The 12,081-nt window shown below is 55.2% G+C and carries 6 protein-coding genes; all 6 read left to right on the top strand.

Annotation, left to right across the window (positions count from 1 at the left end; all coding sequences use genetic code 11):
• The first annotated feature begins 2 nt into the window (after positions 1–2).
• The 6 genes from RT21_RS21335 to brxL are packed head-to-tail and all read left to right on the top strand — an operon-like array spanning position 3 to position 11,714.
• Positions 3–1,364: an SIR2 family protein gene (locus RT21_RS21335; protein ID WP_046164314.1), complete on the top strand. Its 1,362-nt coding sequence runs from the start codon at positions 3–5 to the stop codon at positions 1,362–1,364.
• Entirely contained in the window at positions 1,361–3,472 is a 2,112-nt protein-coding gene (locus RT21_RS21330; protein WP_046164313.1) for an ATP-binding protein, read from the top strand. The genes RT21_RS21335 and RT21_RS21330 overlap by 4 nt, the downstream gene beginning before the upstream one ends.
• Positions 3,465–5,243, top strand: a complete 1,779-nt coding sequence (pglX, locus tag RT21_RS23700) for a BREX-1 system adenine-specific DNA-methyltransferase PglX (RefSeq protein WP_218186920.1) — start codon at positions 3,465–3,467, stop codon at positions 5,241–5,243. Before RT21_RS21330 ends, pglX begins: the two co-directional genes overlap by 8 nt.
• Position 5,244: 1 nt before the next feature.
• Positions 5,245–7,119, top strand: coding sequence for a DUF262 domain-containing protein (locus RT21_RS21320; protein ID WP_046164312.1), 1,875 nt, complete (start codon positions 5,245–5,247; stop codon positions 7,117–7,119).
• Positions 7,116–9,623, top strand: coding sequence for a BREX-1 system phosphatase PglZ type A (gene pglZ, locus RT21_RS21315; RefSeq protein ID WP_046164311.1), 2,508 nt, complete (start codon positions 7,116–7,118; stop codon positions 9,621–9,623). The genes RT21_RS21320 and pglZ overlap by 4 nt, the downstream gene beginning before the upstream one ends.
• Positions 9,624–9,635: 12 nt before the next feature.
• On the top strand, positions 9,636–11,714 hold the full coding sequence (gene brxL / locus RT21_RS21310) for a BREX system Lon protease-like protein BrxL (protein ID WP_046164310.1): 2,079 nt from the start codon (positions 9,636–9,638) through the stop codon (positions 11,712–11,714).
• Positions 11,715–12,081 lie beyond the last annotated feature (367 nt).

Genomic DNA, 12,081 nt, shown 5'->3' with positions numbered 1-12,081 from the left:
CTATGACGACCAACACGCTTAAAACTCGGGATGACCATGTGCCGCTGCAGTTCAGAGCAGACGACGACACGTTCAAGCTTCAGGCAGGTTCAGAGGCCTCCTGGTTGAGCGGCGAAGCCTTCGGTCATAAGGAGCTGCGCAGCCGCATCGAGCCTTGGCTGACGTCATTGTTCCAATCGGAGCACCTTTCGCTGCTGGCCGGCTCGGGGCTAACCCATGCTGTGCATTATCTGGCCGCCGGAAAAGGCGCTGCTGGTATGGGCAACTTGACGCTGAGTAACCACCAGGCCGAAATCAATCATGCTGCAGAGAAAGCAGCGGGAGCGGCCGGACGCAAGAAGGGCAATCTGGAAGATCAGCTGCGCGTTGCCAACGAATTGCTGCGTGGCCTGGAGATTCTGCAGAAGGACAGCGAGGCCGAAGCCCTGCGTAACGAGCTTCAAGCCGGCATGCAGGACTTCGCGAAGTCGATTCTGGGCAGCGAAGCAGGCATTGCCACCGCCGAAGAGGGCAAGCGCGAGCAGGCCTTCAATACCCTGGTCACCTTCCTGATGAGCTTTGCCAGCCGCACCGGCGTGCGTGACCGGGTGAACATCTTCACCACCAACTACGACCGGCTGATCGAGGCAGGGGCGGAGCTGGCCGGGCTGCATCTGCTGGATCGGTTCTTGGGTAACCTCATGCCGATCTTCCGCTCCTCGCGGCTGGATCTGGACATGCACTACAACCCGCCTGGCATTCGCGGTGAGCCGCGCTACCTGGAGGGAGTGGCGCGCTACACCAAACTGCATGGCTCGGTGGATTGGGTGCAAACGGGCAAGGACATTCGCCGAATTGGCTTGCCGTTTGGAGCGGATAGCGTAGAGCCCTATCTGCAGGCGCCGGGCTTAGGTGGAGCCACCGCCCATCAGCTGATGATCTATCCCAACGCAGCCAAGGATAGGGAGACCGCCGACTATCCCTACGTGGAGCTTTTTCGTGATCTCGCGGCCGCTGTGTGTCGCCCGAACAGCACGCTGGTGACCTACGGCTACAGCTTTGGCGATGAGCACATTAATCGCGTGATCCGCGACATGCTCACTATCCCCTCGACGCATCTGGTTGTGATCTCGTATGACGATCCGCTCGGCCGCATCATGCAGACCTACGAGGAGATGGGCCGGCCATCGCAGATTAGCTTGCTGATCGGCCCCGCATTGGCTGATCTAACCACGTTGACTGAGAACTACCTGCCCAAGGCCGCTATCGACAAGACCACCTTCCGCATGAGCGAATTACTCAAGCAGCGTTGGGGAGCAGGTCAAACCTCTGCGGAGAGTCCTGCTGCTGAAGTCGGCATCGTGGATGTGAGTGATCTGATATGAGCGTGTCCCCGCTGGCTTATGCCGACTCCCTGCGCATCGGCATCATCGACTTCGTCTCTCCCGATGAAATCAAGGTGCTGATCGACATCGAGGCCCCCGACGGCGTGGCGCTGAATACCGGCACTCCGCGCCCATTCCCGCGCATCAACGGTTATGTGCTGATTCCCAGCGATGAGGGGCATCTGGTCGCCCAGGTCGAATGGATTACCATCGAGCGCTCGCAATACCCAAAGCGCAAGGGCATGCAGGACTTTGGCCTGGTGGACTTACCCTATCCTCTGCGCAAGATGAGCCTTAATCCATTGGGCTGCTTGATGTATGAAGGCTGTGGGGCCGACGGCAAAGAGATCTACCGTTTCCGGCGTGGTGTCGAAAGCTACCCCACCGTCGGCGATGCTGTGCTGCTGCCGACGCAAAACCAATTGCGCGCGATTGTCGAGTCCGGCGACAACCGTCGCGTGAAGATTGGAGTCAGCCCGCTTGCCGCCAATGCTGAGGTAAAGATCGACCCCGACCGCCTGTTCGGGCGACATCTGGCGGTGTTGGGTAATACGGGTAGCGGTAAATCCTGTTCGGTCGCTGGGCTGATTCGCTGGTCCATGGACGAGGCCCGCAAAGCACGCGGTGGAGCAGACCCGAATGCCCGTTTCATTGTGCTCGATCCCAACGGCGAGTATGCGAACACCTTCCGTGACATGAGCAAGGTGCGTGTGTACGGCGTCGAGCCTAGCGAGGGGGTGGAGCAATTGCAGATCCCCCTGTGGTTCTGGAACAGTGCTGAGTGGAGTGCGTTTACTCAAGCGAGCGCCAAGGCCCAACGACCGACCTTGGTGCAGGCGTTGAGATCCGTTCGTGAAGGAGTGCTTGCCGGCGCAGCAACACCAAGCCATGAGATGCGTCGTTATCTGCGCACCTTAGTCAGCATCTTGCAGTTGGAACGCAATGCCGGCAGCCCGTGGGCGAAATTTCCCCATCCCAAGAACTTCCTGGAAAAACTCAAGAAGTGGCAGGAAGGACTGGATGATCAGGACACCTTCACAGAAGATGAAAAGACGGTGCTCGGTTCTGTCAGGGACAAACTCACGACCTTGATCAATGCTCGCGGCGGTCAATACCCAACCTATGACTTCACACGCGGCGAGACTGATGAGCTGCTTTCGGTGATCTGTGCAGCGCACGCCACCTTCGGTGGTAGCGACACCGATACCCTGCCCATCGATGCCGATGTGCCGCGCCAATTCACGGGTGACCAACTGCTGAGAAGCCTCGAAGCCACAGCTGAGCTGCTTGGGGTATCCGAGTACGTCGAGACCATGCAGATGCGCATCCGCACCATACTGTCGGACAGTCGCATGAAGGTTGTTTCGGGCGATGCAACGGATCTCACACTGGATGACTGGTTGTGCAACTACATAGGCGATAACCAAGCCTCCAATGGCACCGTCACCGTCATCGACCTCTCGCTGGTGCCAGCTGAAGTGGTGCACATCATCACGGCTGTGATTGCCCGTATGACACTAGAGGCCCTGCAGCGCTATCGCAAGCTGAACCACGGCAAGACTCTGCCCACCGTGCTGGTGATGGAAGAGGCGCATACCTTCATCAAACGCTACAAGGACGACGCAGAAAACCAGGGCTCGGCCGCCATCTGCTGCCAGGTGTTCGAAAAGATTGCTCGCGAAGGGCGCAAGTTTGGGCTGGGACTGGTGCTGTCCTCGCAGCGCCCGAGTGAGCTGTCGCCGACCGTGCTGTCCCAGTGCAACAGCTACCTGCTACATCGAATCAGCAACGACCGAGACCAGGAGCTTGTGCACAAGCTGGTGCCCGACAATCTGCGCGGCCTGCTGCGTGACTTGCCGTCGCTGCCTTCCCGCCACGCCATTTTGCTCGGTTGGGCTTCCGAACTGCCGGTGTTAGTACAGATGAATGCGCTGCCCGAGCACCACAGACCGAAATCGGACGACCCGGATTTCTGGGGGGTGTGGTCAGGGCGAGACAGCGATGGCCATACGGTCGAGCGCACTGTCGATTGGAAAGCGATTACTGATGACTGGCAGCAGATCTATGCGCCGGTTGAAGAACAAGATTTGGAGAGCAGCGATGAGTAACAGCCAAACAAGTAAGGTCGAACAAAGTGTGGGAAGATATTTTTCCCGGGCGTCTGCTGCGGATTTTAAGAAAATTCCGGGAAGTCCCATTGCGTATTGGGCTAGCGAGACCATTCGTGATGCGTTTGATAAGGCACCGTCATTTGGCGAGGTAATCAGGCCAAAAGTTGGATTACAAACCGGCTCAAATGAAAAATTCATGAGAGCTTGGCATGAATTGTCTATTAAAAAGATAGGCTTTAGTCTCGGTTCGCGTGAAGAGGCAGTTAAAGAAGAGTTCAAGTGGTTTCCGTATAACAAAGGCGGTGATTGGCGAAAATGGTACGGAAACTGCGAGTATGTTGTTGATTGGGAAGATGATGGAAGCCGTATTCGAAACTTCAAAGACGATAATGGTAAAGTTCGCTCTCGACCGCAAAATACAGATTTTTACTTCAAGGAAGGAATAACCTGGGCTGATATAACAACAAGTTCATTTGCTGCAAGATTTTCTCCCAAAGGCTTTATTTTTGATGTCAAGGGCTCATCCGGGTTCCCGGCCGAAAATGTCTTAAATCTCGCAATTGGTCTGATGAATAGCAAGCTGATGCTTGGATTTATGAGAATTCTCAATCCGACAGCTACGTTTCAAGTTGGGGATATGTCCCGAGTTCCTTTTGTCTCTCCGGAAGTAGGTGGGCAAGAAGTTGAGGCTAATGCCAATAAGCTTATTGCTCTTGGCCGGAATGATTGGAACTCGTACGAAACATCTTGGGGCTTCACCAACCTCCCGTTGCTGCACCACGACTACTGCCAGCCCACACTCAAGTCCAGCTACCAGAAGCTACGCGCCTATTGGCGCGAGATAACGCTGGAAATGCAGCGTCTGGAGGAGGAGAACAATCGCATCTTTATCGACGCCTACCGTCTTCAGGGCGAGCTAATGCCCGAGGTGCCGCTGAACGAGGTCACGCTTACCTGCAATCCGCACTACCGCTACGGCACTGAGAAGAGCGAGGACGAACTGGAGGCACTGCTTCTGGCCGACACCATGCGCGAGCTGGTTAGCTATGCCGTGGGCTGCATGTTCGGCCGCTATAGCCTGGGCAAGCCGGGGCTGATCCTTGCGAACCAGGGTGAAACGCTGGCGGACTATCTGGCCCAGGTACCACAGCCCAACTTCCCGGCCGATGACGACAATGTGATCCCGCTGTTGGATGGCGACTGGTTCCCGGACGACATCACCTTGCGTTTCCGCCAGTTCCTGCGTGTGGCCTTTGGCGATGCGCATTACGAAGACAACCTGGCCTTCATCGAGCAGGCGCTCAACGTCAAGGGCAAGCGCAACTACAGCCTACGCGACTACTTCCTGGGCGAGTTCTATGCCGACCATGTGAAGCGCTACAAGAAGCGTCCCATCTACTGGCTGTTCAGCAGCCCCAAGGGCACCTTCAGCGCATTGGTCTACCTACACCGTTACCGTCCGGACACCGTCAGCGTAGTGCTCAGCTACCTGCGCGATTTCCGAAAAAAGCTCGCTTCGCGCCTGGATTATCTGCAGCAAGTAGCCATTAATCCCTCTGCAAGCCAGAGCGAAAAGACCAAGGCCATCAAGGAAGGAGAAACCGTCAAGAAGCAGCTGCTGGAACTGGACGACTACGAGCGTGAAACCTTGTACCCGCTGGCCACCGAGCAGGTGGCGCTGGATCTGGACGATGGCGTGAAGGTCAACTACCTCAAACTCGGCTCGGCTTTAAAGAAAATTGTTGGACTTGAAGCCAAGGAAGACTGAGATGGCAGGCCGTTTTGAAAAGGCGATCACAATTCGCCAGGCGTTACGCAACATTGATGACCGGACTTTTCTGCTGCCAGCGATTCAGCGTAACTTCGTTTGGTCGACCCAGCAGATTTGCGTGCTGTTCGACTCACTGATGCGGGAGTACCCCATCAACACATTCATGATGTGGGATGTGACGAGCCCCGAGATCAAGAATAAATACCGCTTTTACAGCTTTTTGACCGACTACTGCCAGCGCTTCAAGGAGTCTAACGACTATGTCCCGACCCAGGGGGACTTCAAAGACTTCAAGGCGGTTATAGATGGGCAACAGCGGCTGACCTTGATTTACATCGGTCTAAAAGGAACCTATGCCTACAAGCAGCCCCGTGTCTGGTGGCCGAATACGCGTAACGACCAAGTGCTGCCGCCGCGTCGACTCTATTTGGATCTTGCAAAGGGGCTGGACGGTGATGACAACGAGTCGATGGCCCAGTATCACTTCCGTTTCCTTACCGAGAAGCAGGTGGCGACGTATAGCGATGACCCGGCTTCGCGCTGGTTTGAGGTGGGCAAGGTATTGAACCTGCCTGACGTGCGCTCTGTAGATGAGATTCCTTTTGAGGTGGTTCTGCCTTACCTTGAGAAGAATGGCCTTGCCTCCAACAGCTTTGCGCGCAAGGCGTTGACCCGTCTTTATTACCTTGTCAGGCATGAAGAGGTGATTCACTTTTATAACGAGGAAAGCCAGGACATTGATCACGTTCTGGATGTATTCATCCGCACCAACAGTGGCGGTACACCGCTGGCGTTCTCGGATTTGTTGATGTCGATTGCTATTGCGAACTGGGAGGGGGATGCCCGGAAAGACATCGACGAACTAGTGACCGAGATTAGGCAAAGCCCAGAGATGCAGTTCTCAATTGGTCGAGACTGGGTCCTCAAGACTTGTCTGATGTTGATTGGCGTTGATGTGCGGTTCCGAGTCAGGAACTTCGACTCCGATCAGGTCAGCGTCATCCAGCAACAGTGGCCGGAAATCAGAGCTTGCGTGGTTGCAACCTTCAAATTGCTGCGCAAGTTCGGCCTTAACGACCAGTCCTTGAGAGCCAAGAATGCTGTCATTCCGCTGGCGTTCTATGTGTACAAGCAGACTTTCCGGGACAAACCGCTCTATCAAACCATCAACAACATCAATTATCTGCGTGAGGAGCGGCTAGAGCTGTCCCGCTGGCTGCACATGGTGCTGTTGCGAGGGGTATTTGGCGGGCAAGCAGATGGTGTGCTGACCAAGATGCAGCGGCTGCTGAGCAAGCATTTGGACAAGGGCCTGTTCCCCTTGGATGAGATCATTGTGGCCTTCACCGCAACCAACAAGGATCTTCGTTTTGATGAGGCTTATCTGAGGGGGTTGCTTGATATTCAGCATGACGACGCAAGGTGCCGTTCTGTGCTGAGCCTGCTTTTTCCTGAGATCAATGAGAACCTGCAGTTAGACATCGATCACCTGCATCCCAAAAGCGCCTTTGTCAGGGCAGCCCTCGAGCAGCAAGCCTTCCTCAAAGAAAACGACAAACTGAAGGTGTTTTATCAGAGCCCCGTCAACTGGAACTCCATCGCCAACCTGCACCTGCTGAACGCCTCGCAGAATCGCTCAAAGAAAGATATGTCGCTGATAGAATGGATGGCTGAGAAACACACAGGCTTTAAGCCGGCTGATCTTCTGTTGGGTGATAACGACAGCCTACATTTTGCTGACTTCCAGTTGTTTTGTGAAAAGCGCCGGCAAGCGTTGCTGCAACGGCTGCGCTGCAATGTAGTGATGAGCGGAACGCTTTCGGTGGATGTAGAAGTGTTAGACGAAGAAGAAGAAATCGAGAGCATGGCATGAGCAATCCCAAGATTACCCAAGCTCTTAGCAATCTATTCGACAAGCAGCGCATCGTCTTCTGGTATGACACGCGCTTGGAGTTTCGCACCGAGTTCGAGACGCTGGAGCTGCCGGGCGTCGAGAAGATCGAGCTGGCTAACAATGAGTTCGGTGTGAAGTACCGTGTGCTGCGCGAGCAGCCAGAGCAGAAGTTTCTGCTCTACCGCGAAGGAGCGGAACCCGCGCATCTGGATAACTGGCTGCTGGATGTGCGACTGGCCAGTGGCAATTGCTTCCGTACCGATCAGGTTGCCTTGTGGCTGGCAGAACTGGAATTGGGGCCAGATTGCTATCCGCTGCTGGAAGCGCATGTGGCGTTTTTCGAATCTGCCAAACGCCGCGAGGCGCTCAGTAAATTGCTGGAGCCGGGAGATTCGCAGAACCTGCTGCAACGCAAGATGCTCGCCGTGTGTGCCGGTAACGAGCCACGCCTGGATGTGATTCTGGAAAACCTGCTGAGTGATCTGGCTGCAGGTAAAGATGTGCGGCTCAAACTGATCGAAAGCAGCGGCTTGAATACCTATCTGTGGGAGCAGGTGAAGCGCGCCTATGGTTATAGCTCCGAACAGCCAGGGCTACACGATTTTGTTATCGAGCTGTTTAAGGCGTGCTTCATGCTGGGCATCGATCCGGCGTACAAGGCGAAGTTGTCCGCCGAGGCATTGGTGTTTCTGAAACGCTGGAAGGACAGCCGCTCCCATGAGCAGAGCTTCGAGATACTTTCAGAGCAGTGCGCGGCGGTGCTGCAGGTCGACGACAAGCTGCAAAACCTGGACTGGCGGAGCCTGCTGGAACTGGATTATTTCGAACTGATTGACCGCAAGATCCTCAGTGAGCTGGTACGTGCCGTGGTTGCCCGTACAGTGACCGCGCAGGTAGTGGAGCAGTGGGTCCGTCAGCGCCGTCAGAGCCACTGGTTTGAGCGCTTCAAGGATGTGTACCTGGCGCTGGAGTATGCGGCGCAGTTCATTCAGATGCTGGATATCACGCAGCTGCAGATGGAATCCCTAACGGATGGCGTACAAAAGTACGCTAGTCAGTGGTTCCGGCTGGATCAGCGCTACCGCAAGTTCGTCTTTCACCTGCGCGAATCCGGTCAAGCTTCGCTACTAAGTGATTTGGCCATGCAGGTAGAGAATCTGTATGGCAACAACTACCTGAACCGGCTTAACGACCGCTGGCAGCAGCACGTGGATGCAGCGCAGCAGTGGGACGCCGTGCCAGTAGTGCTGCAGCGCAATTTCTTCAGCCGTTATGTGAAGCCTTTTCTAGAACGTAAAACCAAGGTATGCGTGCTGATTTCCGATGCCTTCCGTTATGAGGTAGGCGAGGAGCTGCAAAGCCTAATTCGCCAGGAGGATCGCTTCGAGGCTGAGTTGGAGGCGATGCTCTCGATGCTGCCGAGCTACACCCAGTTGGGTATGGCGGCGTTACTGCCGAATAGCAATTTGCAATTGGCTGACAACGATAGTGGTGATGCCCTGGTGGATGGCCAGAGTGCTCAAGGCTCTATCAATCGGGGCAAAATTCTGGCTGCCACGGTGCCGGCATCCCAGGTGGTATTGGCCAAGGATCTTCTGGCGATGAATCAGGCCGATTCTCGTGCGTTGCTGCGCGACAATGAGGTGGTTTATGTCTATCACAACCTGATCGATAAAACCGGTGACACCCGTGACACCGAGGAGCGTGTATTTGCGGCGGCCGAGGAAACGCTCAGTGAGCTGATCCGTCTGGTGAAGAAGCTAACCAACGCCAATGCCAGTAACCTGCTGATCACTGCCGATCATGGTTTTATCTACCAAAACCATCCTCTGCAAGAGAGCGACTTTCTCAGCAGTGAGCCAGAGGGCGACGAGGTTCTCTATCGCGACCGGCGTTTTGTGCTGGGCCGTGGTTTGCGCGAGGGGGCCAGCTTTAAAACCTTTAGCCCTGCGCAGCTTGGGCTTGCGGGTACGTTGATGGTGCAGATTCCCAAGTCCATTAACCGTCTGCGACTTAAGGGCTCAGGTAGCCGCTTCGTGCACGGCGGGGCCACCCTACAAGAGGTGGTGATCCCGGTCATTCGCATTAACAAGAAGCGCCAGAGTGATGTAGGCCGGGTGGAGGTCGAGTTCATTGGTGGCGGCGGCAAGACAATCACCACTGGGCAGTTGGCCGTGGTGCTCTATCAAACCGAGGCGGTGACCGAGAAACTGCAGTCGCGCCGGCTACGTGCAGGCCTGTTCACGCTGGACGGCGAGTTAGTGTCCGATCAGCATGAGTTGTTGTTCGATTTCAGCTCCAGTAATCCGCGTGAAAGGGAGTTGCCGGTGCGCTTTATCCTCAGCCGCAAGGCTGATGAGGCAAACAATCAGCAGGTGGAGCTGCTCCTTGAGGAGGCCGTGGGAGGCACCTCACACTTCACTCGGTATAAGGCTGCGCGATACACCATCCGCCGCTCGTTCAGCAGTGAATTCGACTTTTAAGCAGGAGCTTCAATGAGTCAGCTCGACGACAAGATCAATCAGTACTTTGCCGGCCTGGTGGTGCGCAAAGACCTGGTCAAAGCCGTGAAGGGCAACGCTATTGTGCCGTCTTATGTGCTGGAGTACTTGCTCGGCCAGTACTGCGCGACCAATGACGAGGCGACAATCCAGACCGGTATCGAGACGGTCAAGGAGATCCTGCGTAAGCACTATGTCCACCGAAACGAAGCGGGGCTGGTGCGCTCGACCATCAAGGAAAAGGGCAGGCACAAGGTCATCGACCGCATTAGCGTCTCATTGAACGACAAGGACGACGTCTACGAGGCTGAGTTCGCCAACCTGGGCATCAAGAAGGTGTTGATTGACTCCAGCACCGTCAAGGCCCACCAGAAACTGCTGGTAGGCGGTGTTTGGTGTATCGCGGACGTGGAGTATGAATACACCGAGGATAAGTCAGCCTCGCCGTGGATCTTGGCTTCGCTTAAGCCGATTCAAATCTCCCGCTTTGATTTCGATGGCTATCTGGACGCGCGCAAGCAGTTCACTACAGATGAGTGGATCGACCTGCTGATCCAGAGCGTCGGATTCAATCCGCAGATGTTCGGCAGGCGCAACAAGCTCGCGCAGCTTATCCGCCTGATTCCTTTCTGTGAACGCAATTACAACCTGATCGAACTGGGGCCGAAGGGTACCGGCAAGTCGCACGTTTATTCAGAGTTCTCGCCCCACGGCATTCTGATCTCCGGTGGTGAAGTGACGGTGCCAAAGTTGTTCGTCCACAACGGCACAGGAAAGTTGGGCCTGGTGGGTTACTGGGATGTAGTCGCTTTCGATGAGTTCGCCGGCAAGCAAAAGCGCGTAGACAAGGCGCTGGTGGACATCATGAAGAACTACATGGCCAACAAGTCGTTCTCACGGGGGGTGGAAACCCTGGGAGCAGAGGCCAGCATGGTGTTTGTCGGCAACACTGATCACACCGTGCCTTACATGCTCAAGCACTCCGATCTGTTCGATCCTCTACCGGAAAAGTTCCACGACTCGGCCTTCTTGGACCGTATCCATAGTTACATCCCAGGCTGGGAAGTGGATGTGATCCGGGGTGAGATGTTTTCCAGTGGCTATGGCTTCGTAGTGGACTATCTGGCTGAGATCCTGCGCTCACTGCGTAGCCATGATTACTCGGATCGCTACAAGGGCCAATTCACCCTGTCCGACGAGATTTCCACCCGCGACCGCGATGGCATCAACAAGACCTTTTCCGGTTTGATGAAAATCCTATACCCGCATGGCGAGGCGACAGCCGCCGAAGTGGAAGACGTGCTGCGCACTGCAATTGAAGGGCGTAAGCGGGTGAAGGATCAGTTGTTACGAATCGACGCGACGTATCCTGCTGTGCGTTTTGCCTACCAGGCTTCTGATGGCCAGGAGCGTTTAGTACGCACGCTGGAAGAGGATGAGTACCCCAATCAGTACCATCGTCGGGTAGCGACCGAGGTCTCCACTGCAGACTTACCCCAAGCTGACGATGTACCGGATAGCGAGGCAGTTCCAGCCGCACAAGTGCCAGCTGCAATCCCGAGTAGCTCTGTGTCTGTGGAGCCGGTACTGAAAGAGCAGCATTTGGTCTTCCATGAGAATCAGCGTGGCCTGACTTTCGATAAGCTGTTTGGCCCGTATTTGGCCGGGGCTAAACGCGTCATCATCACCGACCCCTATCTGCGCATGTTCCACCAGTTGCGCAACCTGATGGAGCTGATGGAAACCATCAGCAAGCTTCAGGGTGCTGAAGACGAGGTGGCTGTGCATGTTGTGACTGTTGAAGATGAATTCAACGGTGACCGTCAGACCGAAAGCCTACAAAAAATTGCTGATGCTTGTGTGGCCGTTGGTATCCAATTTACGTGGGCTTACGACACCAGCGGTACCAAGCATGATCGAGACATCACAACCGATACTGGTTGGAAAGTCGTACTTGGTCGTGGTCTGGATGTTTTTCAGCGCTTTGAGTTGAATGATGCGTTTAGCTTTGCCAACCGACTGCAGCAGCACCGGCAGTGCAAGGAGTTCAGCGTGACTTTTGTGCGGGTTTGAATGTTGTGCCTGATTGTGAGTGACTGAAGCAAGCTCTAATGCGAGAGGCAACTCTCCGGAAACTCCAGACAGTTCAAACCGAGGGTGATGTCCGCACGAACGTCATCGAAGCAGTCTCTGATTGCGTGGCAACGGGACAGAGATTGAACAAAAAATAAATGACTGAACAACCAGCGTGAGCAAGCTTTTGGCTGCCCGCTGGTCTGTGCTGTAGGCATTCGAGGAGGAGGACGAGGGCAGCGGGGGAGTGGGACGCGGCCACGCTGTACCCGACGGCTTCAGCGCATAGTGCTTTGTCCGGTTGTTGAGAGCCGAGAGATTTGATGTGGATCGCTTTAGGGAACGTCTGAAAAAGACTTTCTAAAAC

The organism is Pseudomonas sp. 10B238 (assembly GCF_000970615.1).
Classification (GTDB): Bacteria; Pseudomonadota; Gammaproteobacteria; order Pseudomonadales; family Pseudomonadaceae; genus Stutzerimonas.
Note: the sequence above shows the minus strand (reverse complement) of the source record. Positions and strands in the feature narration are given on the sequence as shown.

Excerpts from the sequence above, each read along its gene's own strand:
- RT21_RS21335 (WP_046164314.1), top strand. The coding sequence starts at position 3 with ATGACGACCAACACGCTTAAAACTCGGGATGACCATGTGCCGCTGCAG.
- RT21_RS21330 (WP_046164313.1), top strand. The coding sequence starts at position 1,361 with ATGAGCGTGTCCCCGCTGGCTTATGCCGACTCCCTGCGCATCGGCATC.
- pglX (WP_218186920.1), top strand. The coding sequence starts at position 3,465 with ATGAGTAACAGCCAAACAAGTAAGGTCGAACAAAGTGTGGGAAGATAT.
- RT21_RS21320 (WP_046164312.1), top strand. The coding sequence starts at position 5,245 with ATGGCAGGCCGTTTTGAAAAGGCGATCACAATTCGCCAGGCGTTACGC.
- pglZ (WP_046164311.1), top strand. The coding sequence starts at position 7,116 with ATGAGCAATCCCAAGATTACCCAAGCTCTTAGCAATCTATTCGACAAG.
- brxL (WP_046164310.1), top strand. The coding sequence starts at position 9,636 with ATGAGTCAGCTCGACGACAAGATCAATCAGTACTTTGCCGGCCTGGTG.